This is a genomic window from Lebetimonas sp. JH292 (assembly GCF_000523275.1).
Classification (GTDB): Bacteria; Campylobacterota; Campylobacteria; order Campylobacterales; family Nautiliaceae; genus Lebetimonas.
Genome location: NZ_ATHQ01000001.1, coordinates 310,688 through 336,883 on the forward strand (window position 1 = coordinate 310,688; position 26,196 = coordinate 336,883).

General features: G+C 32.2%; 27 protein-coding genes and 1 pseudogene. 11 read left to right on the top strand and 17 right to left on the bottom strand.

Annotated features, from left to right (window positions below; translation table 11 throughout):
- Window positions 1-110: 110 nt before the first annotated feature.
- Both dapE and DZ64_RS0101905 read left to right on the top strand, forming a co-directional pair.
- Window positions 111-1,208: a succinyl-diaminopimelate desuccinylase gene (dapE, locus tag DZ64_RS0101900; protein WP_024789212.1), complete on the top strand. Its 1,098-nt coding sequence runs from the start codon at window positions 111-113 to the stop codon at window positions 1,206-1,208.
- Window positions 1,199-1,423, top strand: a complete 225-nt coding sequence (locus tag DZ64_RS0101905) for a hypothetical protein (protein ID WP_035003039.1) — start codon at window positions 1,199-1,201, stop codon at window positions 1,421-1,423. Before dapE ends, DZ64_RS0101905 begins: the two co-directional genes overlap by 10 nt.
- Here the strand turns inward: DZ64_RS0101905 and DZ64_RS0101910 are convergent.
- On the bottom strand, window positions 1,410-2,147 hold the full coding sequence (locus DZ64_RS0101910; RefSeq protein ID WP_024789214.1) for a hypothetical protein: 738 nt from the start codon (window positions 2,145-2,147) through the stop codon (window positions 1,410-1,412). The genes DZ64_RS0101905 and DZ64_RS0101910 overlap by 14 nt on opposite strands.
- 20 nt (window positions 2,148-2,167) lie before the next feature.
- A complete protein-coding gene (locus DZ64_RS0101915; RefSeq protein ID WP_024789215.1) occupies window positions 2,168-2,929 on the bottom strand; it encodes an ABC transporter ATP-binding protein in 762 nt (253 codons plus the stop codon).
- Between the two features lie 68 nt (window positions 2,930-2,997).
- Between DZ64_RS0101915 and DZ64_RS0101920 the strand changes: the two genes are divergently transcribed.
- From DZ64_RS0101920 to DZ64_RS0101955, 8 genes are all read left to right on the top strand, one after another.
- Window positions 2,998-3,696, top strand: coding sequence for a flagellin (locus DZ64_RS0101920; RefSeq protein WP_024789216.1), 699 nt, complete (start codon window positions 2,998-3,000; stop codon window positions 3,694-3,696).
- A 211-nt stretch (window positions 3,697-3,907) separates the two neighbouring features.
- A complete protein-coding gene (locus DZ64_RS0101925) occupies window positions 3,908-4,651 on the top strand; it encodes a transporter substrate-binding domain-containing protein (protein ID WP_236618710.1) in 744 nt (247 codons plus the stop codon).
- Between the two features lie 30 nt (window positions 4,652-4,681).
- Complete coding sequence (locus tag DZ64_RS0101930) at window positions 4,682-5,395, top strand: amino acid ABC transporter permease (protein WP_024789218.1); 714 nt, start codon at window positions 4,682-4,684, stop codon at window positions 5,393-5,395.
- Window positions 5,388-6,206 carry an amino acid ABC transporter permease gene (locus DZ64_RS0101935; RefSeq protein WP_024789219.1) on the top strand — a complete coding sequence of 273 codons (819 nt, stop codon included), beginning with the start codon at window positions 5,388-5,390 and terminating at the stop codon, window positions 6,204-6,206. The genes DZ64_RS0101930 and DZ64_RS0101935 overlap by 8 nt, the downstream gene beginning before the upstream one ends.
- 8 nt (window positions 6,207-6,214) lie before the next feature.
- Window positions 6,215-6,958 carry an amino acid ABC transporter ATP-binding protein gene (locus DZ64_RS0101940; protein ID WP_024789220.1) on the top strand — a complete coding sequence of 248 codons (744 nt, stop codon included), beginning with the start codon at window positions 6,215-6,217 and terminating at the stop codon, window positions 6,956-6,958.
- A 12-nt stretch (window positions 6,959-6,970) separates the two neighbouring features.
- Window positions 6,971-7,771, top strand: a complete 801-nt coding sequence (locus tag DZ64_RS0101945) for a transporter substrate-binding domain-containing protein (RefSeq protein WP_024789221.1) — start codon at window positions 6,971-6,973, stop codon at window positions 7,769-7,771.
- Entirely contained in the window at window positions 7,768-8,724 is a 957-nt protein-coding gene (locus tag DZ64_RS0101950; RefSeq protein ID WP_024789222.1) for an amino acid ABC transporter permease, read from the top strand. The genes DZ64_RS0101945 and DZ64_RS0101950 overlap by 4 nt, the downstream gene beginning before the upstream one ends.
- Window positions 8,724-9,599, top strand: coding sequence for a DMT family transporter (locus DZ64_RS0101955; RefSeq protein ID WP_051429982.1), 876 nt, complete (start codon window positions 8,724-8,726; stop codon window positions 9,597-9,599). Before DZ64_RS0101950 ends, DZ64_RS0101955 begins: the two co-directional genes overlap by 1 nt.
- On the opposite strand, the gene DZ64_RS0101960 is transcribed toward DZ64_RS0101955, so the two are convergent.
- The 15 genes from DZ64_RS0101960 to DZ64_RS0102025 all read right to left on the bottom strand — a co-directional run bounded on the left by DZ64_RS0101960 (window position 9,596) and on the right by DZ64_RS0102025 (window position 23,225).
- Entirely contained in the window at window positions 9,596-9,889 is a 294-nt protein-coding gene (locus DZ64_RS0101960) for a hypothetical protein (protein ID WP_024789224.1), read from the bottom strand. The genes DZ64_RS0101955 and DZ64_RS0101960 overlap by 4 nt on opposite strands.
- Before the next feature lie 10 nt (window positions 9,890-9,899).
- Complete coding sequence (locus tag DZ64_RS0101965) at window positions 9,900-10,451, bottom strand: DJ-1 family glyoxalase III (protein ID WP_024789225.1); 552 nt, start codon at window positions 10,449-10,451, stop codon at window positions 9,900-9,902.
- Window positions 10,451-10,975 carry a Uma2 family endonuclease gene (locus tag DZ64_RS0101970; protein WP_024789226.1) on the bottom strand — a complete coding sequence of 175 codons (525 nt, stop codon included), beginning with the start codon at window positions 10,973-10,975 and terminating at the stop codon, window positions 10,451-10,453. The genes DZ64_RS0101965 and DZ64_RS0101970 overlap by 1 nt, the downstream gene beginning before the upstream one ends.
- A 20-nt stretch (window positions 10,976-10,995) precedes the next feature.
- Window positions 10,996-11,703 (bottom strand): hypothetical protein, encoded by a 708-nt coding sequence (locus DZ64_RS0101975; protein ID WP_024789227.1) that lies wholly within the window; start codon window positions 11,701-11,703, stop codon window positions 10,996-10,998.
- Window positions 11,704-11,719: 16 nt separating this feature from the next.
- Window positions 11,720-13,084: an oxygen-independent coproporphyrinogen III oxidase gene (gene hemN / locus DZ64_RS0101980; RefSeq protein ID WP_035003041.1), complete on the bottom strand. Its 1,365-nt coding sequence runs from the start codon at window positions 13,082-13,084 to the stop codon at window positions 11,720-11,722.
- A 77-nt stretch (window positions 13,085-13,161) separates the two neighbouring features.
- Window positions 13,162-13,932: a hydroxymethylbilane synthase gene (gene hemC, locus DZ64_RS10430; protein ID WP_236618628.1), complete on the bottom strand. Its 771-nt coding sequence runs from the start codon at window positions 13,930-13,932 to the stop codon at window positions 13,162-13,164.
- A gap of 31 nt (window positions 13,933-13,963) precedes the next feature.
- Window positions 13,964-14,038, bottom strand: a complete 75-nt coding sequence (locus DZ64_RS13970) for a hypothetical protein (protein WP_369792103.1) — start codon at window positions 14,036-14,038, stop codon at window positions 13,964-13,966.
- 65 nt (window positions 14,039-14,103) lie between these two features.
- A complete protein-coding gene (gene hemB, locus DZ64_RS0101990; RefSeq protein ID WP_024789229.1) occupies window positions 14,104-15,084 on the bottom strand; it encodes a porphobilinogen synthase in 981 nt (326 codons plus the stop codon).
- Between the two features lie 56 nt (window positions 15,085-15,140).
- Window positions 15,141-16,166 (bottom strand): uroporphyrinogen decarboxylase, encoded by a 1,026-nt coding sequence (gene hemE / locus DZ64_RS0101995; RefSeq protein ID WP_024789230.1) that lies wholly within the window; start codon window positions 16,164-16,166, stop codon window positions 15,141-15,143.
- A 245-nt stretch (window positions 16,167-16,411) separates the two neighbouring features.
- The gene (gene hemA, locus DZ64_RS10435; protein ID WP_051429983.1) at window positions 16,412-17,467 is read right to left on the bottom strand and encodes a glutamyl-tRNA reductase; all 1,056 of its coding nucleotides are present in this window, start codon (window positions 17,465-17,467) and stop codon (window positions 16,412-16,414) included.
- A gap of 1 nt (window position 17,468) precedes the next feature.
- Window positions 17,469-19,907, bottom strand: a complete 2,439-nt coding sequence (gene ccsA, locus DZ64_RS0102005; RefSeq protein WP_024789231.1) for a cytochrome c biogenesis protein CcsA — start codon at window positions 19,905-19,907, stop codon at window positions 17,469-17,471.
- Window positions 19,904-20,323: a thioredoxin family protein gene (locus DZ64_RS0102010; RefSeq protein WP_024789232.1), complete on the bottom strand. Its 420-nt coding sequence runs from the start codon at window positions 20,321-20,323 to the stop codon at window positions 19,904-19,906. The genes ccsA and DZ64_RS0102010 overlap by 4 nt, the downstream gene beginning before the upstream one ends.
- A gap of 71 nt (window positions 20,324-20,394) precedes the next feature.
- Window positions 20,395-20,967 (bottom strand): NapC/NirT family cytochrome c, encoded by a 573-nt coding sequence (locus DZ64_RS0102015; protein WP_024789233.1) that lies wholly within the window; start codon window positions 20,965-20,967, stop codon window positions 20,395-20,397.
- 55 nt (window positions 20,968-21,022) lie between these two features.
- The gene (locus tag DZ64_RS0102020; protein WP_024789234.1) at window positions 21,023-22,591 is read right to left on the bottom strand and encodes a sensor histidine kinase; all 1,569 of its coding nucleotides are present in this window, start codon (window positions 22,589-22,591) and stop codon (window positions 21,023-21,025) included.
- A complete protein-coding gene (locus DZ64_RS0102025; RefSeq protein ID WP_024789235.1) occupies window positions 22,575-23,225 on the bottom strand; it encodes a response regulator transcription factor in 651 nt (216 codons plus the stop codon). The genes DZ64_RS0102020 and DZ64_RS0102025 overlap by 17 nt, the downstream gene beginning before the upstream one ends.
- Window positions 23,226-23,399: 174 nt before the next feature.
- On the opposite strand from DZ64_RS0102025, the pseudogene napA reads away from it, so the two are divergent.
- Window positions 23,400-26,187, top strand: a pseudogene (gene napA, locus DZ64_RS13975) (nitrate reductase catalytic subunit NapA).
- Window positions 26,188-26,196 lie beyond the last annotated feature (9 nt).

The window sequence follows — 26,196 nt, forward strand, 5'->3', positions numbered from 1 at the left end:
AACACATATTTAATAAATCTTTATATAAGTTTTATCTAAAAATTTTTAATCATTTGATTTAGTTTATTTTTTACACAAAATTTGCTATTATTAAAACAAAAAGGGAAAAAGTGGATGTAACAGAACTATTTAAAAAACTGCTTGAGTTTAAATCCATAACTCCGAATGACGCGGGAGCAATAGAGTTTATAAAAAATTATTTAAATGATTTTGAAGTAATTGAGAATGAAAAAGAGGGAGTTAAAAATCTTTTTTTATATAAAAAATTCACAGAGGGGGACCATCTATGTTTTGCAGGGCATATTGACGTAGTGCCTCCGGGTGATGGTTGGAATACAGACCCGTTTACTCCAACTGAAAAAGACGGCTATATTTTTGCAAGAGGGGCACAGGATATGAAAAGCGGTGTTGCGGCTTTTCTTTGGGCGCTTAAAAATGCCAAAAATTTTAATGGTATATTAAGCACACTAATTACAAGCGATGAAGAAGGCGATGCCATCTGGGGCACGAAATATATGCTTGAAATATTAAAAGAAAAAAATATGCTGCCGGACTTCGCAATAGTGGCAGAGCCAACCTGTGAAAAAGAATTCGGCGATGCTATAAAAATAGGAAGAAGGGGAAGTATTAACGGGGTTTTAAAAAAAATAGGGCTTCAGGGGCATGCGGCTTATCCGGAAAAATCAGTTAATCCGATTCATAAAGTAGCACAGGTGCTTCATAAAATCGCCGGGGCCGATTTAGACAGCGGAGATAAATTTTTTGCTCCGAGTAAATTTGTTGTAACGGATATCAGAGCCGGTATGGAAGTTACAAATGTAACTCCGGGTGAGCTTAAAATGATGTTTAATGTAAGAAACAATACACATACCACAAAAAAAGACATTGAAAAATTTATTCACAAATATTTTAAAGATATGAATTACACCCTGGAACTCAAACAAAGCGCTGAACCTTTTATAACCGACCCTAATACAAAAGTTGTGAAAAATCTGGATAAATCCATTCAAAAAATTACAGGACTCACTCCAAAACACTCTACCGCAGGCGGAACAAGCGATGCAAGATTTTTTGCCAAAAATGGGGTAAAAACAGTAGAATTCGGAGTAAAAAACGATACAATCCATGCACCAAATGAAAGAACAAACAAAGATGAGGTGGTAAAACTATCACGTGTTTTTGAAAATGTGATCAAGGAATGGAATTGAGAAAAGTTTATGAACTTAAAAAGGGAATGTTAATTAAAACAGCAGAAAACGAAATTTTAGAATTCGATGAAATAAGGGGAGATAAAGCTGTTTTTTATAACGATTTCGGAATAGAGATCGAATATCCAGATTATCTGGATATAGATGAGATAGGAGAAATAATAGATTCAGACAGTCTGAAAAATCCGGATACACACTCCCCTACTCTTTTTTAAATTCGACATCCACAATATCTCCGAATTTTAAACCTTTTCCAACTAATTCTATTTTATAGCTCGTTACAAATTTTTCATCCGGCACATGCCAGATTTTAGTAATTTTAAAACTGCTTAATTTATTGTTAATATAAATTTTTTTAGTTTTTATCGAATGTATTTTATCAATAGGCACATAAATATAAAGTTTTTCCCTGCTTGTATCATACACTTTTGCCACCGCTCTTCCAGGCGTGAGATAATCACCCCTGTTTACATAAATTTCGTAGACATATCCGTTTGCTTTGATGTTTTTTTTATTAATTAAATCCTCTGTTTTTTTAAGATTTGCCATATCGCTGCTTAAGCTTAGTTTTAAATTGATAAGCTGATTATATGTGTTTATATAATCATAAAACTTTAAATCTTTTTCTATTTGGGATTTTGTTTTAAGATTTTTATATTTTAAATAAGTTTTTTCTTTTCTTTTCAAAGCTTCTTTGGTTTTTTCTATTTCATTTTTTAACAATTTAATTTGAGTTTTTAAATTGGTTTTATTAACTTTTTCCTGATAATCGTCCAATTTTACAATTGTTTTGTTATTTACATTTTCGGCTTCAAAATTTTTGTCTGCAAATATCACCTCCCCGCTTACACTTGCTTTTATATCAAATTCATCAAAAGGCAGAACTTTTGCATCATAAGCCAAAAGTATACTTGCTAAAAAAATAAGCAACTTTTTCATTTGTTTCCTTTTTTGTTTAATTAAATTCCATCCGCCATTGTTTCGTATTTTTCACTGTCACCTTCTATAAAAGCCTGTACAACCGGATTTTTTGAATTTTTAAATTCCTCTACATCGCCGAATTCAATAATCTCACCGTTAAAAAGCAACGCTATAAAATCGGCACTTTTAAAAGTTTCTTTTAAATCATGTGAAATAACAACACTGGTCATATTATGTTTTCTTGTAAGACTTTCTATCATTCTTGTAATTTTATCACTGATAATAGGGTCAAGCCCGCTTGTAGGTTCATCATAAAGAATATACTTAGGCTCCATTATAATTGCTCTTGCCGTAGCCGCTCTTTTTCTCATTCCCCCGCTTAGTTCGTGTGGATATAAATATGCAACCCTTTTTGCTTCAAGCCCAACCATTTCGAGTGTTTGAAATACCTTTTTTTCTATCTCTTTTTTGGATAATTTCGTGTGTTCAACCAAAGGAAAAGCCACATTGTCAAAAATATTCATACTGTCAAAAAGTGCACCTTCCTGGAAAGTAAAACCAACCTTTTTTCTTATTTCATACAGTGTTTTTATATTCGCTTTTGCCACATCCACTCCATCTACCAGTATTTTTCCTCCTGTTGGTTTAAGAAGCCCCACTATATGTTTGATAATGGTGGATTTTCCCTGACCGGACATTCCCAAAATATATGTAATTTTCCCTTCAACTATATCAAGGTTTATATCTTTTAATACCTCTTTTTTGCCAAATGTTTTTTTCAAATGACGAATCTCAATCATTTATATCCTTTAAAATTATTTAACATTTTATCAAAAATATGATATAATCAATTATAAAGGAGTGGGAAATGAAAGTTCAAAACCTAACACAAAACCATATAAACAATCATTTACAAAAAATTCAAAAAGATTTAGATAAAATATCCAATCCAAATGTAGAAGAAACAGTAAACAAATTTGTAAATGATGTATTCCAAAACGATATTGATTCCAATTTACAGGAAATTAATAATTATAATGAGGCGATTGGTTTTACACAAATTGCAAACGGGGCTTTAAATTCAATCAGGGATAATTTACAAGATATAAAAACACTTCAGGCTGCATCAAACAATGCCGCACTCAGTAATGATAATTTAAACACAATCAATTCCCAAATTCAAAAATATACCAAAAATATAAATAATACTTTAGAAAATACAACATATAATAATAAAAATGTTTTTGGAAGTTTTCAGTTTAACGAAATTAATATAAATACCTCCATGCCAAATTTTGATGTTGACAATCTCGATGAATTTGAAAAATCATTAAACAGTGCATTTTCAAGTATCGGAGCGGCCCAAAATGCTTTGAGAGATAAAGTCAATAATCTGTCACAAAATATAGTATCAGAATCTGCAGCTAAAGCTCAAAATGAACCGGATATGGCCAAAAAAGTTATGGATATGCAAAATGAAAAAATAAAATTAAATGCCTCTGTTTTAGCGCAGGTTCATCAAAACAGTCTAAATATAGAATATATTACATCTTTATTAAGAGATTAAAATTTTTCTTTTTTTACCGTTTAATGTTTTAACACACTTCTTTTTAATTACCCGGCCTTAATTATAAATACTTATATAAACAATAATTGATTAAAATATATGCAAAAAAATTTCTTTTATTTGTTATTGTTTTGTTATAATGATTTGAAAAAAATATTAAAAGGAGAAAAAAATTAAAAAAATACTTGCCCTGTTTGTACTTTTAGGAGTAATTTTTAGCGGTTTAAATGCTGATTTACTCCAGGATGTTCAAAAAAGAGGTGTATTAAAAGCAGGTGTAAAATATGACTTTCCACCGTTTGGTTATGTAAACGAAAAAGGTCAGGTTGTAGGTTTTGATATAGATTTGGTTAAATACATTGCAAAAAAACTCGGTGTGAAACCTGTATTTACACAGGTTACTTCAAAAACAAGAATTCCAATGGTTCAAAGCGGGAGCGTAGATATTGCAGCTGCCAGTATGACCCACAAAGTAAAAAGAGATTTACCGATAGATTTTACAATCAGTTATTATTTTGACGGTCAGTCAATTATGGTTAGAAAAGATTCCACAATTAAAAACTATCATGATTTAAGCGGTAAAAAAGTCGGAGTAATTCAGGGGGCTACAAGCGGAGACAATTTAAAAAGAGTAAATCCAAAAGTTAAACTTGTATATTTCCAGGAATATCCTCAGGCTGTTATGGCATTAAAAAGAGGAAAAATCGATGCAGTTTCAACAGATTATACATGGTGTGTAACCCAAGCTAAAAATTCACACGGTGCATTCAAAGTTGTAGGCGGAACATTTACTTTCGAACCTTACGGAATGGGAGTCAGAGAAAATGAATCAAACTTCAGAGATGCAGTAAATTTTGCAATACAAGATGCTGTAAGGGACGGAACTTATCAAAAACTTTATATAAAATGGTTCGGAACAAAACCAAACAGACTTCCTGAAGTTTGGCCTAAATAATTTCTCCCCTTTTCGGGGTAAAGGTAAATAATGGGTTATGAATTTGATTGGCATGTGTTAATTGAATATAAGCAGCTGCTGATAAATGGATTAATTACTACAATAAAACTTTCGGTTTTAGGAATAATTTTCAGCTTTATAATTGGTTCTATCGTAGGAATCGGAAGAGCCTCCAAAAGCTTTTGGCTGAGTCTTATTTCAAGTTATTATGTTGAAAGTTTCAGGAACATTCCGTTAATTGTACAAATGTTTTTCATATATTTTACTTTCACTCTTTCACAAATTTTTCCGTTTTTAAATACATGGGGGGATTTTTTACATATAGATGACGTGGATGCATTTTTTTCAGCCCTTTTAGCGCTTATTTTATACACAGGTGCTTATATTGCGGAAGTGGTAAAAGCGGGGATACGTTCCATTCCAAAAGGGCAGTTTGAAGCTGCAAGATCTCTCGGAATGAACAGATTTCAGGTAATGTGGTATGTAATATATCCTCAGGCTGTCAGAATTATCATTCCACCTCTTACAAGCCAGTTTTTAAATTTAATAAAAAACTCTTCTTTGGCCATGACAATAGGTGTGGCGGAGCTCACTTTTTCAACTCAACAAATAGATGCTGAAACTTTTAGAGGCTTTGAAGCGGCAACAGCAGTTACAATTCTTTATATTATTTTAACTCTGAGTACTTCGTTTATAATGAATCTCATAGAAATAAAATTTTCAAAAGGCGTAAAAAATGCTTAAAAACATAGAAAATTATTTCAAAACACATAAAATAGTATTTTGGATTTTCAATATTATTGTAATTGCTGCGCTGCTTAAAATTTTTCAAATGCTTGCATACCCTGAGACCCATTACGAAGAACTTTTTACAAAAGATAACTTAAGATTTCTGTTTTTTGGAAGACCGGGGGAAATAGGAGGACTTGCCTTAACTTTTATTTTGGCTGTTGTTTCAATAATTTTAAGCTTTATACTTGGTTCAATATTTGGAATCGCAAGATGGTCTAGTATTAAATTAATTAAAATACCATCGATTTTATATATTGAAATAGTAAGGGCAACCCCGTTGCTTATGGTGATATTCTGGGTGTTTTTTGCAATACCGGTATTTTCAATGAGCTTTTTTCACACTCAGGCACATATATCACCTACCGTTGCGGCGATAATTGCATTTACCATATTTACAAGTGCTTATGTTGCCGAAATAGTAAGGGCCGGTATAAATTCCATTCCGAAAGGTCAGTTTGAAGCTGCAAAATCTCTTGGTATGAATAATTTTCAGACATTTTTTTATATAATTCTGCCTCAGGCATACAGAAAAATGATACCGGCGTTTGTATCACAGTTTGTTGCACTTTTTAAAGATACGTCTCTTGCTTATACAATAGGCGTAATTGAATTTTTCAGGGCTGCAACAATTATCAATAACAGACTTTATATCAGTTTTGAAGTATTTTCTTTTGTAGCATTGGTATATTTCAGTATAGCATTCAGTATGAGTAAATTTTCTCATCATTTAGAAAAAAAAGTTGAAAAACAGCTTAACGCATAGGAGCATAGATGGATAATGACAAAATCATTCAGATGAAAGATATTGAAAAATATTATGGAAATTTCCACGCCCTAAAAGGTGTAAATTTCGATGTAAAAAAAGGAGAAGTTGTAGTGGTCTGCGGACCGAGCGGAAGCGGAAAATCTACACTTATAAGATGTATAAACAGACTCGAAGATATTGACAGCGGAAAAATAATTATTGACTCTAAAGATTTATATCACAAAAAAACAAATATAAACAAACTCCGTCAGGAAGTTGGAATGGTTTTTCAGCATTTTAATCTTTTTCCTCATTTGACAATACTCGAAAATATTACTTTGGCTCCGGTCAAAGTAAAAAAAATGCCAAAAAAAGAAGCCGAGAAGCTTGCTATGAGCCTGCTTGAGAGGGTTAAAATTCCTCATCAGGCAAACAAATACCCAAGTGAACTTAGCGGAGGTCAAAAACAGAGGGTTGCAATTGCCAGAACACTGGCAATGAAGCCTAAAATTATTCTTTTTGACGAACCGACAAGCGCACTGGACCCGGAAATGATAGGTGAAGTACTTGATGTTATGAAAGAACTTGCAAAAGAAAATTACACAATTGTGTGTGTAACACACGAAATGGGATTTGCAAGAGAAGTGGGTGACAGAATTGTATTTATGGATGCAGGCCAGATAGTAGAAGAAAATACGCCTGAAGAATTTTTCAACAACCCTCAAACAGACAGGGCAAAAAAATTCTTAAGTGAAATCTTACATCATTAAAAGGAGATAAAAATGAAAAAATTACTATTTACGGTTTTAGCTTTGGTATCAATGGTTTTTGCTGCCGATTTTAATCTTTGGCAAAAATCCACTTTAAATCAGGTTGTAAAAAAAGGAGTTCTCAGAGTTTGTTTAGAGCCCGGTTATGTTCCTTTTGAAATGAGAGACAAACACGGAAGAATAATCGGTTTTGATGTTGATGTTGCAAAAAAAATGACTAAAGATATGGGTGTAAAATTAAAACTTGTTCCAACTGCATGGGACGGCATTATTTCAGCACTTATTACCAATAAATGTGATATCATAATGTCAGGTATGACCATTACCCAAAAAAGAAACTTAAAAGTGGCATTTACAAATCCATACTTTTTAGTCGGTCAAACGCTTCTTGTAAATAAAAAACACATAGGTGTAAAAAGTTATAAAGATTTAGATAAAAAAGGTATGGTAATTACTACAAAACTCGGTGTTACAGGGGAAATTGCCGCAAGAAAACTCTTTAAACACGCCACAATCAAAACATTTGATTCAGAAAGTGCAGCTGTTCAGGAAGTTATAAACAACAGAGCAGATGCATTTATATACGATAAACCTTACAATGAATTATTTATGGCAGGTAAAGGAAAAGGGAAACTAATTTTTCTTAATCAGGATTTAACTTATGAACCTCTCGGATTTGCAATTAATCACGGTGATCCGGATTTTCTAAACTGGCTAAACAATTTCTTAAGACAAATCAAACATGACGGAACTTATGAAAAACTGTACAACAAATGGTTTAGACATACTGATTGGTTAAAAAGAGTTCAATGAAAAAGTCAATATTAAAAAAAAAAGAAACAGGCTTACTTTTAGCCTCTCTTTTTTATATATTGGTAGGATATTTTTTATATAACGCTGCAAGCAAAATAAATTATACATGGAAATGGGATATGATTCCCAAATATTTTGTATATAAGGCTAAAATTCCTCTTACATCTCCATGTGACGGAAAACTTCAGATAAAACAAAACAAAGCGATAATAATCTGCGAAAATAAAAAAATTTATCAGTTTGATATAAATGGTTATAAATTACAATTTAAAAATGGTGAATATTTATTTCAGGATGATGAATTTGCATATAAAGAAAAATTAAAACCGGGTCCTTTTATTTTAGGAATGTGGGTAACTGTTAAAATTTCAATTATTTCAATGCTTTTCGCTTTTTTAATCGGCCTTATAATAGCAATAATAAGGCTAAGCGGTATCCCGGCACTTGATTATATAGGAAGTTTTTATGTTACTGTTATCCGTGGAACTCCTCTTTTGGTGCAGCTGTTTATTTTTTATTTTATAGTGGCAACTATTTTTGCACTTCCGAGATTTTGGGCGGGTGTTATGAGTTTATCTATATTTTACGGGGCTTATATTGCAGAAATTCTAAGAGGTGCAATCCAGGCGGTAGATAAAGGGCAACACGAAGCTGCAATGTCACTCGGATTCACACCGATTCAGAAAATGTATCTGATTATTCTGCCGCAGGCCTTAAAAAAAGCGCTTCCCGCACTTATAGGTGAGCTTATTTCATTAATAAAAGACAGTTCACTTGTATCGGTTATATCCATTACAGACCTTACAAAAGTGGGAAGGGAAATAGTTGCAAACACATTCTCTCCATTCGAAGTATGGCTCACGGTAGCTGTTCTTTATTTGATGTTAACTTCAATATTGAGTTTTATAGGACATAAACTTGAAAAAAGAATGAAAGCGCAGGGCGGAATTTAGTGGATAGAATATTTAAAAAATATTCTGATTTTTTATTAATACTTACAGCCTTTTTCTGGGGCTCCACTTTTATTTTAATGAAAAAGGCAATAGAAGATTTACCAACGTTCTCTTTTCTTTTTGCAAGATTTTTTCTGGCTTTTTTATTAATGTTTTTAATTTTTTATAAAAAAATTACTTTAAAAAAAGAAGATATTCTTGCTGCTTGTATTCTGGGATTTTTAAATTTTATAGCTTATGCCACACAGACATATTCTCTTAATTTTGTACCCTCAAATATTGTCGCTTTTATTACTGCATTGTTTGTTGTATTTACCCCGATATTTTCTTTTCTTTTGTTTAAAAGAAACATTAAAATATATTCCATCATGGGAGTTATAATTGCTGTTATGGGACTTTATTTATTAACCCTCAGCGGAAAACTAATTTTTAATATTTATGAAATTTATCCACTTTTATGTGCAATGTTTTTTGGTTTACATGTAAGTGTAACAGATGTCTTTTCTAAAAAATACAATATTTATACACTTGTAACTTTTCAGTTTTTAGTTGTTGCAATTTTAAGCCTTTTGTTTGTACCGTTTGAATCTCACAATATAAAAATCTCATCTCTTGTTATTTTTGCGCTTTTTATTACTTCCTTTTTTGCAACGGTATTTGCTTTTTTCGTTCAAACTTATGCACAAAAATACACAACTCCAACAAAAACAGCTATTATATTCGCTTTAGAGCCAGTTACAGCTGCATTTTTTGGAATTATGTATGGAGAAAAATTAACCTTATTTCAAATATTAGGTGGTTTTTTAGTTATTTTTGCAACAATCATAAACGAAATAGGAGATAAAATTATTAAATTATTAAACGCTAAAAATTAACAAATTCTTGGGGCAATTTTTATTTCAAACAGATTTCTTTTTATATATAAATTACCACTCATCGGGTCATATTCAACCTCTTCAGGAATAAATTCATTTACTTCTTCTTCTAAATCAAAATAAATTTTCCTTTCAAAAAACCTCTCTATTGCAACTTTTGAATCAAAAAACTTTCTTTCATTACCGAAAACATATTCAATTAATGCGTCAAATTCTCTGTATTCATCGTATTCACGTATTTTTCCATGCCAGCTTTCAAGAAAATAATCCAGTGCTTCAATTCCCCTCATTTTAAACTCCTTAACAGAAATCAGCCAATAATCCAGCTTTTAACTGCTTATAAACTTCCTCTCCCGCAAATTTTTTAACTATTTCAAGACCAAAACACATAGCTGTTCCAGGGCCTTTACTTGTCAAAACATTTTTATCCTCTACAACTTTAGCATTACTTACATATCCTTCTTTTCTAATATTTCCTTCCCATCCGGGATACGCTGTGTATCTTTCTTTTAAAACTCCGGCGGTTTTAAGGGCATACGGACCTGCACATATAGCACCTACATATTTTCCTTTTTCATCCATCTCTTTTAAAAGTTTTTGAACACTCTCATCATTTGCTAAATTAATTGCACCAGGAAGTCCGCCCGGTAATACGATTAAATCCAGCTCATCTGCATTTATAAGTTCTATTTTTGTATCTGGAATTACCCTTATATTATGGGCTCCGTATATTACATCCCCGCCGACACCGGCAACAATTACATCAAGCCCCCCTCTTCTCATTACGTCAATAAGTGAGGTTGCTTCAATTTCTTCAAACCCGTTAGCCAAAGGAACACACACTTTTGCCATTATTGCCTCCTTTTTTTAAATATTTTACCAAAATCTATCTTAATATCACAAATATCAAACTTAAATACACCATCTCCCTCAAAAACTTTATCAAATTTTGAATTCTTTAACTTAAAAATTCTTACCTTCTCAAAATCTGGATAAACTAAAATATAATATTCAACTTTTTCTTTTTCATAAAGTTTAAATTTAATTTCCTCATCTTTATTTGCTGTTGAATCAGAAACAATTTCAACTACAATTTTTGGAGCTGTTTTTGGATATTTTTCTATTTCTTCGCAATAAATTGCAACATCCGGCCTTACAACTGTTTTTTCATTAATAATCCAGTCAAGCTCTGGATAACTATCACACTCGCACTCTTCTAATTCATTATTAAAATATTGAACTAATCTACTCATTAACAATTGATGCTTACTTACAGGACTTGGAGCCATGGCAAAAGGATATCCTTCAATTAATTCCCACTCACCTTTCCAGTTTTTATAATCAAAGTATGTATATGTCGGAGGATTAAAGCTCATATTAAGCCTTTTTTATATTATTATAACATATTTTTAATACTAACCCTTAAAAACGGATACTCATCAACTTTTTTGTAAATTATTCCAAACGTCCCTTTAAGTTCCGGAAGTTTTTTAATTTCTTTAACCTCTCCGTCAACCTCAACTTTAAAAGATTTAATTCTGTTTGCAATAATAAACTGATGTGAACATAAAAGTTCATTAGCCCTTATAACAAAATTGTCATCGCACGCATAAACCACACTGCCGTCAAAACTCGGCAATTCATCTATTTCTTCCAAACAACATTCAAACTCTTTTTGGGTTTCCACTATCTCAGCTAAAATAGGATCGCTGGGTTCAAAAAACTTAGGCAAATCTACCCCGCTAATTTCAAATTCGCCAAACTCTCTTAAAATAGTTAAAAATTTTTTTATATTTTCATATTTTGGATGCAATAAAACATCTCTGCCAACAATTATTTCACCTCTTTTAAGTTTTTCCAAATCATATTCATCAAAATTACTTTCACTCATCAAATATCCGTCATCCATATCGTCAAAATAATTTTTTACCCTTTCAGGTACTTTTTCATAAGTAAAATGTTTGGCAATCAAAGCAATTACAGCCTCTTCCGCCATCGGTTCGTAAGTTATTGAATCTTTATATTTTACCGGATGCAAAAAAATATCTGCATCTATTTTTTTTAAAGGCAGATTTCCTATTGAAATTTTTAATTTTTTATCCATTTTCCTCTCTCCTAATTTATACAGATTTTGAAAATACTTTTTGATTTTTCATTTTTTTAAAATATTCATCAAAAGGCAGCACTATATTTCTAATAAGCAAACTTCCTGTCCTGCTGACTTTTATTTTATTCTTGTCAATTTCAACAAGCCCCCCGTCCACAAATTCCTGCAGCTCATTTATTTCATTTTTAAATTTATCAAAAAAATTAATACCAAATTTTTCTTCAAATCTTTTTATATCAAAGCTGAAATTTGCCATCATTTCCATTATTATATATTTTCTGATTTTATCCTCTTTATTTAATATTACACCTCTAAATGTTGGAAGCTTTCCTTCATCAATTACTCTTTCATAATTTTTTAAATCTTTATAATTTTGAAAATATGCATTCTCAGTTTCACTGATGGAAGTAAGGCCAACTCCTATTAAATCAGCCCCGCCTTTTGTGGTATACCCCTGAAAATTCCTGTGAAGTTCTCCTTTTTCAATCGCTTTAAATAGTTCATCCTCAGGCTTTGCAAAATGGTCCATCCCAACCATTATATATCCGTTATTTTCAAAAAAATCTATTACATATTTGAAAATTTTTAGTTTTTCTTCAGGGACTGGAAGGGTAGTTTCATCTATTTTTCTCATACCTTTTTTAAGCCATGGAACGTGAGCATAGTTAAACACTGCAACCCTGTCAGGATTTAACTTAATAACGAGTTCAAGCGTTTTCTTAAATGTTTCTAAGCTTTGATAAGGGAGGCCGTAAATCAAATCGATATTTATCGATTTTATTCCTGTATCCCTTGCAATGTCAACTGCTTCTTTGGTTATTTCAAAAGGCTGAATTCTGTTAACAGCCTTTTGAGTCGCTTCATTAAAATCCTGAACCCCAAAACTGATTCTGTTTACCCCGAATTTTTTCATAACATCCATATGAGATTTAGAAAAAAACCTTGGGTCTATTTCAACACTTATTTCGGCATCACTCTCAAAATTTTTAAAATAGCTATAAATCAATTCATAAACTTCTTTTAATTCATCAGGGGTGAAAAATGTGGGCGTTCCCCCTCCAAAATGAAGTTGCCTGACAATTCTGCCTGTATCAAGATATTTACTTAATATTTCAAGCTCTTTTTGTAAATATTCAATATATCTTTTTCTTTTATCCGCTTTTGAAGTATATACAACATTGCATCCGCAAAAATAACAGGCACTCCTGCAAAAAGGCAGATGAAAATAAAGACTTACAGGTTTATCGCTTTTAAATTCATTTATAATATCTTCAGGCTTTAAATCCTTAAATTCAACCGCTGTCGGATATGATGTATATCTCGGTGCGTGTCTTGAATATTTGGATAGTTTTTCAAAATCTATTTTTTCATTTATCATTTTTTACCTTTTCACTTGGAACTTGGCTACTTGGTATCTTGGTAACTTCTCACTACTCACTACTCACTACTCACTATTTATTTAAATTCCTTTGCAAAGTCTTTTCCTGCATTTTCCCATTCGTCAAAAGCAATAACCACCTCTTTTTTTATTAACTTACCATTTCTCTCAAGAATACCTTTTATTTTAATGGAATCATCAGGCATTATTTTTGCATTTACCCCCACAGGTGCATGACATCCCATATTCAAAGTATCGACAAAATCCCTTTCTATACTGACTTCTACAAATGTTCTCAAATCATGAAGCGGCTTAACGGCTTCGATTACTTTTTCATCATTTACAGTTTCAATTCCCAAAGCCCCCTGTCCCATTGCCGGAATAATTAAATCTGTGTCAATAATTTCTATATATTTAACCGATTTTTTAAGCCCAAGTCTTTTTATTCCGGCATGAGCCAAAATTATTCCGTCATATTCACCGTTTTTTAATTTATTGATTCTTGTATCGACATTTCCTCTTAAATCACTGATTATTAAATCATCCCTGAAAGCTTTAATCTGCATAGCACGTCTAATTGAACTGGTTCCTACAACCGCATTAAAAGGTAAATCGGCCAGTGTTTCAAATGTTTCACTTAAAAAAACATCTTCAACTGCTTCTCTTTTAGGAACGGCGGCAAGAGTAAAATGTTTTGTGTCATACTCGGTTGGAAAATCTTTAAGAGAATGTACAGCAATCTGGGCTTCTCCTCTTAAAAGGGCTTCTTCAACCTCTTTAATAAAAAGCCCTTTTCCTCCAATTTCAGTTAAAGGCTTATCTAAAATTTTATCCCCTGTAGTGGTCACAATTTTTAAACTTACCTCATGACCCAGATTTTCAAGCCTTTGCTTTAACCCATTCAGCCTGCCATAAAGCTAATTTACTCCCGCGAGTAGCTATTGTCAATTTCATTCAAATCCTTTAAATTTTTTGCATATTATACAATTTTTTAATTTTACATTCTTCACTTTTCATTTTCAATTTAATATTTTCGCCGCATCTTTACTGTGATAACTTATAACCATATCGGCCCCGGCTCTTTTAAAGCTTGTTAAAATTTCCATCATTAATGTAGAATAATCCATCCAACCGTTCATACTTGCCGCTTTTACCATGGAATATTCCCCGCTTACATTATAAACGCAAAGAGGCTTAAGTGTATTTTCTTTAACCGTTTTTATAATATCCATAAAGCTAAGAGCAGGTTTTACCATTAAAATATCAGCGCCTTGTTCTTCATCTATTAAGCTTTCAAGCAAAGCTTCCCTTGCATTTGCCGTATCCATTTGATATGTTTTTCTATTTTTTGGGAGATATTCGTTTGCGACAGGTGCACTCTCAGCGGCATCCCTGAACGGTCCGTAAAATGCACTAGCAAATTTGGTTGAATAACTCATAATCGGAATATGCGAAAATCCGTTATTATCAAGAGCATCTCTTAAAGTAATAACAATATCATCCATCATACCGCTCGGTGCTATCATATCTGCTCCTGCCTTGGCATGAATTAGTGCCTGTTTTGCACTGATTTCAAGGGTTGCCTCGTTATCAACCGTTTTTAGTTTCGGATTAATAATTCCACAGTGCCCGTGGTCAGTAAATTCACAAAAACATAAATCTGTAATAATGGCTATTTTATCGCCGAAAGTCTCTTTGGCTTTTCTTACACTTCTGGCAATCAGGCCTTCTTCGCTTAAAGCATCGCTTCCGCATGAATCTTTTAGTTTTGGGATTCCAAACAAAATTACGGCTTTTATTCCAAGGTTTATACACTCATTTATTTCATCCAAAAAAGCATTTTCCCCGTTTTGATAAATTCCCGGCATTGAAGGAATTTCATTTTTACCATCAAGCCCCTCTTTTATAAAAACAGGCATAATTAAATCATTTTTTGTAATATAGTTTTCCCTTACCAAATCCCTGATATTAGCATTAAGTCTTAATCTTCTTAAATTCATTTATTCTCCTTTTTCACTGTACATTTTATTTTTCTTAATCCTTATTCCTAAATCCTTCATCCTCTTTTTAACGTAATTTCTTTACATAAATCCACAAAATATTTTGCATTATCCACAGGCACATCCGGTAAGATTCCATGCCCCAAATTGAATATATGTCTGTGCCCTTGCATTGTATTAGCAATTTTTTCAACAGCCTCTTTTGTCGCACTTTTTGAATAAAGACGCGTCGGTTCCATATTTCCCTGAAGGGTATAATTATCTTGAAAAATTTCAAGAGCATAATCCATTGGCGTATTCCAATCAACCCCCAATACATCAAAATCCCCGTCCATATCACTCATATAAAGCCCTACACCTTTACTAAAAAGTATTACAGGAACATTTGGATATTTTTCTTTTATCTCTTTTGAAATTGTTTTCATATAATTCCAGGAAAATTCAAAAAATTTATCCCTCTCAAGCGCACCGCCCCAGCTGTCAAAAACCATTACGGCGTTCGCTCCGGATATAATCTGATTTGAAAGATATTCAATTAATTCCCTGGTATTAAAAGCAAGAAGTCTGTGGAGCATCATAGGATTTGTATAAACAAACTTTTTTATTTTTGCATACTGTTTGCTTCCCCTTCCTTCCACCATATATGTGGCAATTGTCCAGGGACTCCCGCAAAACCCGATTAAAGCCTTTTCTTTACTTAATTCACTTCTTATTATTTTTACAGCTTCATACACATAAGATATTTTTTTATCTGCCTTACAATCAAGTCTGTCTATATCTTCTTCAGAATCTATTGTTTTGTCAAAAACGGGACCGACCCCTTTTTCGAATCTCAGAGGTAAACCCATTTCCATTGGAAGATTAAGTATATCGCTAAATAAAATAGCAGCGTCCACATTAAGGCGTCTCACAGGCTGAATAGTAATTTCAGCGGCAATTTCAGGATTTTTTGTCATATCCAAAAAATTACCGACTTTCCTTCTAATTTCCATATATTCAGGAAGATACCTCCCCGCCTGCCTCATCATCCAAACAGGGGTATATGGAGTTTTTTTCCCAAAACAGGCATCAATAAAAATCATCTTATTCCTTTCATTCACTACTCACAACTCACAACTCACTACTCACTATTTAAGTATCCCCTTATCCATATGATAATCACATTTATTAATATCCAAAATATCACCTTTTAAATTAAAAAGTCTTTTTAAAGATGAAACTAAAATATCAACGTTCCGGGAATCAGCTTATTTTTAAGAGTTATATTGGGATTGTAGTAAAAACCTTTAATGCATTATGAAGTACTTTTTCCACTTCCTCTTTATATTCAGCCGGAATATATTTTTTTCACAGCATTTTCCAACGAAGCCCCAGCACACTCTTTAGATTTAGCCTGCAAAAATTTTATAATAGGTTCAATTGATACTGACTGAAGATATTTATAAAATTCAACAACGCATTTTTCTATTAAATCATTTGCAAAAACAAGTTCTTTTTTTCTTTTTTTCAAATTTTTTTCTGATATATTTTTCAAATCATCGACTTTAATTATTTCTATGGCTTCATTTTCTGTTATTTCTATATCGCAGGGAATTGCCAAATCAAACCAGATTCTTTGATAATTTGTCACTTTAATATGTTCTTTTTTTATAATAGGATCTTTTGATGAGGTAGCTGAAAAAAGAAGTCTGTAATTATTTATAAGTTTTGGCAGTTTTTCCAAAGGGTGCACGTCAATATTCACCTCATCTCCCAATTCCTCTTTAAGTGCAAATGCGTTTTCCACGGTTCTGTTAACCAAAATTATATTAACACCTTCTTTTATCAAATTTTTGCATACAATTTTGGCTGTGTCCCCAACTCCCACAACAACAGCGGAATAACCGCTTAAATTATCGAGTCTGTCTTTTGCTTTTTTTACGGCAATTGATGCCACAGAAACAGGTTCTTCTGAAATTTGTGTCTGATTTCTGACTTTTTTTGCACATTTAAAAGAAAAATGAATAAGTCTTGTCAAATCCTGAGCCATATAATGTTTTTCATAAGCTTTTAAAAAAGCTTCCTTAAGCTGCCCTGTAATCTGTGCTTCACCTACAACCATCGAATCCAGACTTGCAGCAACCCTAAAAGTATGCCTTATAGCATCTCTACCTTCATAAATTTCGGCACTGGTAAATTCTTCTTTTGTAATTACCTTTGAAAAAGCTTTTTCAAACAGCTCATTCAAATCTCTTTTTTGATCAAAAAAAACTTCGAATCTGTTACATGTGCTAAGTAGCATTACTTCTTTGAAATCTTTAAAATCTTCCAATTTCAAATTGGCAAGCTTTCCCCTTAAATTTATATCTGAATTTCTGTAATTAAAACTTATTATAAAATACATTTTAAGCCTTTGGCGAATATTCGTTTTTTTCTATTTTAAGCGGCTTATTTACCTTTTGGTACAGCACCATCGCAAGCCCTAAAATAACCACTGCAAACCAGGCACCCATTCCGGCAAAAATAATATTAATCCATCCGTATCCGTTTACCACTTCCTGACCGTAACTGTGAAGTCCCTGAGCAATATAGAAATTTACTCCGAAATATGTCATTAAAATAAAGAAAAAGCTCAAAAAAGCCAATAATGAAAAAATAAATTCACCTCTGAGTTTTGGCATCATTTTAGCATGAATTATAAGTGCATAAACCACCATTGAAATTAAACTCCATGTTTCTTTCGGATCCCAACTCCAATATCTTCCCCAGCTTTCATTTGCCCAAACACCGCCAAGAAATGTTCCGACACTGAGCAAGGCCAAACCTATATATAAAGCGATATAAATGATATTATTGAATTCTTTAATTTGTTTTTTTAGTTTGTCTTTATTAACAGCAAACAAAACAAGATTAAGAAGACCCAGCATCGCCCCGACTGCTAAAAATCCGTAACTGGAGGTAATCACCGCCACATGAACCAAAAGCCAGTATGATTTTAATACCGGGACCAGGTTTGTAATTTGAGGGTCAATATTGTTTAAATGCGCAACCATCATAAACATCCCAGCTACAAATAATCCGGCACCAAGTGCAAGCATTGATTTTCTAAAGAAAACAAGCGATGCAAAAGCGGCACCCCATGCAATAAATATAATTGATTCATACGCATCAGACCAGGGGGCATGCCCTGCCACATACCATCTAAGCCCCATATTGAATGTATGAAGCAAAAGAGCCAATGCACCTAAAATTACAAAAAAAAGTTCGGTTTTCGGATATTTTTTAAGTCTTAAAACTTCAATAAATCCTAAAATAATAATAATGAGTCCAAGTGTAGAATAAATGCCTATAAGCATAGGAAAAATTTGTAAATGATTGTATTTAATTTCCCATTCTATTCTGTTTTTGGAAGGAAGTATATCGGGTGTATATGTTTTTTGAAGTTTATAAATATCATCTGCCGCTTTTTTCATTTCATTTATATCAAAAATTTTTATACTGTTTACCAAAGAATTAAATACATTCAAATATGCAGTGGCACTGAAAGGGTCCATCATACCCTTGTTTACACTTTTTTGAATTTGATAAGGAGAAAACCATGTATTATTCATTTTTTTTGAATCAGGCGTTGGAAAAATTTTAAAAATCTGAGCAGTGTAAACCATAAAAGAGACATAAACCCTTTCGTTTATTTTTATCCATTCCCTGTCTAACTGTGTTTTTTGAATATCGGGTGTATCAAAAGCCCTATTCACCTCTTTTGTAAATTTAAAATCCCCGTTAGGCAAAAAGAAATCGATATAAGGTGCATATTTTCCTTTTAAATGCAGGAGTTTTCTTATTTTAGGATGCCCTATATAAATAAGGGGCAGTTTTTGAAAATATTGTGGGTTTGCAAGCATTCCCATAACTATCTGATTATAATCCATTCCCAATAATTTATATTTTTTTGTAATTTTATGCGCTATATCCAAATCCAACGTATCCATAGGTTCAATTCTGCCGCTTTTTTGCACCAAAATTCTCTCCCATACAGATTCAATAGATTTAGATTTTTGTATATAAGAATCAATATCAAAAGCATTCGCCGAGTGGGGAAATGTTAAAAATAACAACAATGAAAAAAGACCCCCTGTTTTTAATTTTTTAACGGTGATTTGAAATCTGCTTTTTTTATAAAGCATACTTGCTAAAAAGCCTATTGCCATTAACAGATAACCAAAATAAGTCACATACATTCCGGGGTCGTGATTGACTGAAAGTATACTTCCGCCTCCGTCCGGGTCATAACTTGCCTGATAAAACCTGTATCCTTTATAAACTAAAATATGATTCATATAAATATGATAATGAATTTTTTTATTCCCATCTATTATTGTTACAAAACTGTCATAACTGCTGGGCTGCATACTTCCCGGATAATGTTTTAAAACAAATTTATCAAGCCTTACCCTAAAACCCAAATCCTTAATTTCAATATCAGTAGGTCTAGCCCTGTTTTTAATAACGGTTATTTGATTTGCACTTTGCCCGTTTCTTAAATGTAAATTTCCCTCATATCCGAAATATCTTGTAATTCCTGCACCAAGTAAAATAACAATTACAGAAAGATGAAGAAGGAATATAGGCGTCTTTTTATAAGTTTTATATCTGAACATTACCCCTGTTAAATTAATTCCCAAAAGCCACATAATAAGTTCAAACCATTTGGTGCCGTAAACATACTGCCAGGCCTGCAAATCTGTTTTTAAAAGAGTAGCAGCTCCCATTGCAACAATAAAGATTAAAGAAAGTATTACCGCGAGTTCAATAGAAAAGAAAAAATTATATATTTTTTTTATCATTTCCCAGCCTTATATTTTTGATTTACATCATGAAGGATTTTTAAAAATATCTGGGGTGGTCTCGCACCTATCATTCTATAATAAAGTTCCCCATTTGGTTTAATAAAAAGTATTGTAGGGGTTGAACCTGTAAAATAATTCTGAACCATCAAAGGCAGATTATCCTGGTCCGCAAGATAAAACACCGGCACAAAATTTTTATTAATAAAACCTGCTACTTTATCATCTGTATAAACCTTTGTGGCAAGATATCTGCATGGAGGACAGTTTGTAAGTGATACATCGACCATAATCAGTTTATGCTCTTGGGAGGCAACATTTTTTGCCGCATTAAAACCCATAGCCCAGTTAACTTTACCGCTCCAATCTATTGCAAAAGCAAAAACAGCAACTATTAAAAACAACCATTTTTTCATTTAATTACCTTTTTTTTCTGTATTGTAACAAAAAAATTATATGAATACCGATTAAGTTTATAAAAAAGGAATTATTCCGATTTCTCGGAAGATAAATTTTCTAAAAGATTAGGATGAGCAAAATTAGGCATTGTATAATCGTTATGGCATTTTACACAGCTGACTTTTCCACCGTTTTCTTTAACATTCCAATAATACATTTTATGAATTTTTTGAATATTATCATCAAGTCCGACAACGTGGTTTTTATCTTTAAGTTCCTCTATTCCTTTATGGCAGTGCAAACACGCATTATCATATACATAATGATCCATTTCACAGAAATTTTCTTTAAAATCAACTCTTTTAATAAGCCCTATATGAGCCATTGCATCTCTTGTCCCGCTTATTCCTTTTGTAATCAAATAAGACATTAAACTTGAATGATCTAAATGGCAATCGGTACAATGATGGGCTGAAAATCCGTGAGGATTGTTTCCTCCGTGAACACTGAATTCAAAACTGCTAACCTCCGGTTTCATTTCATGACAGCTTGCACAAAATTGAGGCGTCCCTGTCACATCAACCATTACTGCTGCAAAATACGAAATTCCAAGCCCGATAATTGCGCCTATAATCAATGCGCCGAGTGTTGTTTTTTTCATTGATTTCCTTTTTTTATTGATATTATATATATATTTCGTGCTTAAAAAGTGCTTTTTAAATTTTTATTACAAAAACCGCCCCGTTATTTGAATTATATGCGTCTAAATTACCGTTAAAATGCTTTGTAACAATAATTTTACTCATATAAAGCCCAATCCCCGTTCCCTGGGATTGAAATTTGGTTGTAAAATAAGGTTCAAAAATTTTATCAATTAAATCCTTTCTAATACCTCCTGCATTATCTTCTATTTCTATTTTTTCTCCTATTTTAATCCAGATTTTTTTATTTTTTATATTTCTTTCATTCAAAACATCGATAGCATTATTAATTATATTCATAATAACTTGTAAAAATTCATTTTTGAAGCCTATAATATTTTTTTCTTTTTTTTCAATTAATTCCACATCAATATTGTAATTTTTAAGTCTTCCTTCCAATAAAAACAGAACTTCTTTAACAGATTCATTGATATTAAATTCTTTCTTTTCTTTATCTTCTTTAAAAAAGTTCCTGAAATCGTCTATCGTTTTGGACATGTATTCTATCTGTTTAATTGCCTTATTTTTAAAATTTTGGATATATTTTTCATCTATTTTATTTTTTTTATATGCTATTTCAATATTTTGAATAAGCAGCGAAAGATGTGTTAAAGGGTGTCTCCACTGATGCGCTATATTTCCAAGCATCTCTCCCAAAGCAGCAAGTTTGGACTGCTGCATTAAAAGCTGTTCATTCTCTTTTACTTTTGCCACTTCTTTATCTATTCTTTTATCAAGTTCGTTATAATAATTGTATAAAGGTCTTGAAAAGAATATTCCGAGAGGAACTGCGACAAAAACAGATAAAATCATCATAACAATTGCCAGTTTTTTGGAGATATCACTTGTTTCCCGGATTAATTTCTTGTTTTGTAAAAAAATAACGTTATATTTGTTATTAAAATTCAGCACATAAATATCATTACTTATAAACCCCTGGGATTTTTTCATTAAATCTACAACAGGGTATCCGTATATGTCATATATATATTTGACATTTGTAAAATCACTGTAATAGATTTTTCCTTTTTTATCTATAACCATAATGTTAAACATATCGTTATATTTTTCAAAAATATTTTTATATTTATAAACAATATTTAAAACTTTATTTTTAAGAGGCACCGAAATATTAAAAACAACATTATGATTTTTTATATTTTCTTTTAAAATCAAAGTCTTTAATTTCGGTTTTTGTGATTGATTTATTAAACACGCTATAGAATTATTTTTTTTACAATAAATATTTTTATTGTTTTGTATCAAAGAAATTTTATATATATTGTCTTCACTTGAAAGAATAAGTTTAAAAACCCCGAAAAGCAGATTTTCATTAATGTTAAACTCACTTGAAATTAACGGACTTTTTGATATTGCAATAGCCTTATTTACAGCTTTTTGCTTTTTTGTTTTATATTCTTTTACCAAATTTTTAGCATATAAAATTACATTCTGCTGAAAATTTTCATTTTCAATGTTTGTAAAAAAATATATACTTATGTATATAACAACAATAATTATCAAAAAGGCAAATAAAGCAAAGGCTATTGTTAAATCAAACTTAAATTCACTGTTTTTTTTCAATTTTATATCCGCATCCTCTTACATTTTTAATAAAATTTTCTTTTAATTTACTCCTTAATTTTTTAACCTGTGTTCTTAAAGTATTGTCACAAATGGCTTTTTCTTCCCAGACATAATCTTTAATTGTTTCGGAATCTACAACATTGTTAATATTTTTAACCAGAATTTCCAAAAAATATTTCTCATTGGGGGTAAGTTCCACTTCTTTATCATTATAAAAAAGTTTTAATTTTTTTATATCAAATGAATAATTTGCTGTAATTTTTATCCTGTCCGTTTTTTTGAAAACAAGCCTTTTTATTCTCAGTTCAAGCTCTTTTAAATCAAAAGGTTTTTTAATATAATCGGCAGCACCGATATTAAAGGCTTTTTCAATATGTTCTACATCTGAATAAGCGGTTATAAAAATCACCGGTGTTGAAGAAGAATAATTTTTTAATTCTTTATAAAATTCATATCCGTTCATTTCGGGCATATTTATATCCAATAAATATATATCATAATGCTCAGGATAAATCTTTTCAAGCGCCCTTTTGGGAGTTGAATAATAATCCACTTTATTTCCGCTCATTTCAAAATATTCTTTTATACTCTCACCGATAAATTCATCGTCTTCTACCAAAAGTATTTTCATTTTTTTCCTTATTTAAAATAATTGTTTAATTTTATCATAAAGAGTGCCTTTTAAGTGCCGTAAATGTGCTTATAAAGTGCCTTAAAATTAAATTTATTATAAAAATATGTAACATTTTTGTCAATAAGTTGTATCATAATAGTGTTAAAAAGCGAAAAAGGAGTGCTTATGTCAATGACAAGAAGAGATTTTTTAAAAACAACTGCCGCAGTGGCAGCGGCTAGTGCAGCTGGAATTACTGTTCCGGAAGAATTAAAAGCACAGGCCGAAGCAAGTGAAGAAGGATGGCAATGGGATAAAGCCGTATGCCGTTTCTGTGGAACCGGATGCGGTATTATGGTTGCTACAAAAGGAGGAAAAATCGTTGCTGTAAAAGGTGACCCAGAAGCTCCGGTAAACAGGGGTATTAACTGTATTAAAGGTTATTTCAACGCAAAAATTATGTATGGTGCAGACAGACTTACCCAGCCGTTATTAAGGCTTGATGAAAATGGAAATTTCAGCAAAAATGCTCCGTTTAGACCAGTCAGCTGGAAAAGGGCATTTGATGAAATGGAAAAACAGTTTAAAAAATATTACAATGAATTGGGGCCAACAGGTGTTGCAATATTCGGTTCCGGCCAATATACAATTCAGGAAGGTTATGCGGCTGTAAAATTAGTTAAAGCCGGATGGAGAAGCAACAATATCGATCCTAATGCAAGACACTGTATGGCAAGCGCCGTTGTAGGATTTTATCAAACATTTGGAATTGATGAACCAGCCGGTTGTTATGATGATATAGAACTTACCGACACAGTAATAACCTGGGGTGCGAATATGGCCGAAATGCACCCGATTCTTTGGAGTAGGGTTAGTGATGCAAAATTAAACAATCCTGATAAATATAAAGTAGTTAATCTTTCAACTTATAGAAACAGATGTTCAAATCTTGCAGATATGGAAATTATTTTCAGACCAAATACAGACCTCGCAATTATGAATTATATCGGAAGGGAAATTATAAAAAGAAATGCCGTAAACTGGGATTTTGTAAAAAAACATACCATCTTTGCAACTGGAACCGTAGATACAGGTTACGGTATGAGAGAACCAAGTGTAGCTAAAAAACTTGGATATTCAGATAAAGAAATGCAAACAATTAAAAAACAGGCTGCAAAAGAAGTAAGCGAAGAAGAAGCAGTGGCATTAAGCGCAATCGGCAAATGGAAAGCCGGAGAAAAAATGGAAATGACTCACAGAAAAGGTCACGCACCGTTTTTCCATTGGCAAATAACTTTTGATGAATTTAAAAAAGCGGTTGAACCTTATACACTTGATTATGTAGCAAGCGTTGCAAAAGGCGACCCTGATGAAAGCATTGAAAGTTTTAAAGCAAAACTAAAAAAATTAGCTGATTTATATATTAATCCAAACAGAAAAGTTGTATCTTTCTGGACAATGGGATTCAATCAGCATGTAAGAGGTAGCTGGATTAATGAAATAGTTTATATGGTTCATTTACTTCTTGGAAAGCAATCAGTTCCGGGAAGCGGAGCATTCTCTCTAACAGGTCAGCCAAGTGCTTGTGGAACTGCAAGAGAAGTTGGAACCTTTGCCCACAGACTTCCGGCAGACTTATTAGTAGCAAATCCAAAACACAGAAAAATTACAGAAAAATTATGGAAAATACCACATGGAACTATTAATCCAAAAGTAGGAAGCCATTTTGTAAAAATTATGAGGGATATGGAACAAGGAAAATTAAATGGGCATGGGTTCATGTAAACAACCCTTGGCAAAATACTGCAAATGCTAATCACTGGTTAAAAATGGCAAGAACCATGGATAACTTTATTGTTGTAAATGAATGTTATCCTGGAGTCAGCGCAAGAGTGGCAGATTTAATTTTACCAGTGGCTATGATTTATGAAAAATGGGGAGCATATGGTAATGCTGAAAGAAGAACCCAACACTGGAGACAGCAGGTTGTAGCCCCTGGAAATGCAATGACAGATATTTGGACAATGGTAGAATTTTCAAAAAGATTTAAATTAAAAGAAGTATGGTATTGGAAGAAGCTAAAAAAATGGGTTATTCACCTGAAGACACATTATATGATGTACTTTATAATAGAGAAGAATATCGCAAAAACTTCCCATGGCCAGATCCTATTGCTAAAAATCCACAAACAGGAAAACTTCATCCAAACACTGAAGCAGCGGGAGACGGCAGAGAAATTATAGGAAGTGACGGCAAACCGTTTACTGGTTATGGATTCTTTATTCAAAAAGCATTATGGGAAGAATACAGAAAATTTGGTATTGGTCATGGGCATGACCTGGCAGATTTTGATACATATCAAAAAGTAAGAGGTCTAAGATGGCCTGTCGTTAACGGAAAAGAAACAAAATGGAGATTTAACACTGAATATGACCCATATGCAAGAAAATTTGCAAAACCAGGTGAAAAATTTGCATTTTACGGACCGCTTTTAAAAACAATTAAAAGAGGAAATTTGGCTCATCCTGTTAAATCAATGGGTAAAGTTCATTTGGCAAACAAAGCAAAAATATTCTTCAGACCGTTTATGGTTCATCCAGAAGACCCTAAATATGATAAAGACGGATATAATTTCTGGCTATGTACCGGTAGGGTTCTTGAACACTGGCATACTGGAACTATGACCATGAGGGTTCCGGAATTATACAGGGCTATGCCGGAAGCATTATGTTATATGAATCCAAAAGATGCAAAAGCACTCGGATTAAATAGATTTGATTTGGTTGTAATTGAAAGCAGACGTGGAAAAGTTAAAGCAAGGGTTGAGACAAGAGGCAGAAACAAACCTCCAAGAGGACTTGTAATGGTTCCATGGTTTGATGAAAAAATATTAATCAATAAAGTTTGTCTTGATGCAACATGTCCTATGAGTAAAGAAACAGATTACAAAAAATCAGCGGTTAAAATTTATAAAGCATAAAGGTAAATT

Coding starts and splice junctions, on each gene's coding strand:
- DZ64_RS0101905 (WP_035003039.1), top strand. CDS start 1,199: ATGGAATTGAGAAAAGTTTATGAACTTAAAAAGGGAATGTTAATTAAA.
- DZ64_RS0101910 (WP_024789214.1), bottom strand. CDS start 2,147: ATGAAAAAGTTGCTTATTTTTTTAGCAAGTATACTTTTGGCTTATGAT.
- DZ64_RS0101915 (WP_024789215.1), bottom strand. CDS start 2,929: ATGATTGAGATTCGTCATTTGAAAAAAACATTTGGCAAAAAAGAGGTA.
- DZ64_RS0101920 (WP_024789216.1), top strand. CDS start 2,998: ATGAAAGTTCAAAACCTAACACAAAACCATATAAACAATCATTTACAA.
- DZ64_RS0101930 (WP_024789218.1), top strand. CDS start 4,682: ATGGGTTATGAATTTGATTGGCATGTGTTAATTGAATATAAGCAGCTG.
- DZ64_RS0101935 (WP_024789219.1), top strand. CDS start 5,388: ATGCTTAAAAACATAGAAAATTATTTCAAAACACATAAAATAGTATTT.
- DZ64_RS0101940 (WP_024789220.1), top strand. CDS start 6,215: ATGGATAATGACAAAATCATTCAGATGAAAGATATTGAAAAATATTAT.
- DZ64_RS0101945 (WP_024789221.1), top strand. CDS start 6,971: ATGAAAAAATTACTATTTACGGTTTTAGCTTTGGTATCAATGGTTTTT.
- DZ64_RS0101950 (WP_024789222.1), top strand. CDS start 7,768: ATGAAAAAGTCAATATTAAAAAAAAAAGAAACAGGCTTACTTTTAGCC.
- DZ64_RS0101960 (WP_024789224.1), bottom strand. CDS start 9,889: ATGAGGGGAATTGAAGCACTGGATTATTTTCTTGAAAGCTGGCATGGA.
- DZ64_RS0101965 (WP_024789225.1), bottom strand. CDS start 10,451: ATGGCAAAAGTGTGTGTTCCTTTGGCTAACGGGTTTGAAGAAATTGAA.
- DZ64_RS0101970 (WP_024789226.1), bottom strand. CDS start 10,975: ATGAGCTTTAATCCTCCGACATATACATACTTTGATTATAAAAACTGG.
- DZ64_RS0101975 (WP_024789227.1), bottom strand. CDS start 11,703: ATGGATAAAAAATTAAAAATTTCAATAGGAAATCTGCCTTTAAAAAAA.
- hemN (WP_035003041.1), bottom strand. CDS start 13,084: ATGATAAATGAAAAAATAGATTTTGAAAAACTATCCAAATATTCAAGA.
- hemB (WP_024789229.1), bottom strand. CDS start 15,084: ATGAATTTAAGAAGATTAAGACTTAATGCTAATATCAGGGATTTGGTA.
- hemE (WP_024789230.1), bottom strand. CDS start 16,166: ATGATTTTTATTGATGCCTGTTTTGGGAAAAAAACTCCATATACCCCT.
- hemA (WP_051429983.1), bottom strand. CDS start 17,467: ATGTATTTTATAATAAGTTTTAATTACAGAAATTCAGATATAAATTTA.
- ccsA (WP_024789231.1), bottom strand. CDS start 19,907: ATGATAAAAAAAATATATAATTTTTTCTTTTCTATTGAACTCGCGGTA.
- DZ64_RS0102010 (WP_024789232.1), bottom strand. CDS start 20,323: ATGAAAAAATGGTTGTTTTTAATAGTTGCTGTTTTTGCTTTTGCAATA.
- DZ64_RS0102015 (WP_024789233.1), bottom strand. CDS start 20,967: ATGAAAAAAACAACACTCGGCGCATTGATTATAGGCGCAATTATCGGG.
- DZ64_RS0102025 (WP_024789235.1), bottom strand. CDS start 23,225: ATGAAAATACTTTTGGTAGAAGACGATGAATTTATCGGTGAGAGTATA.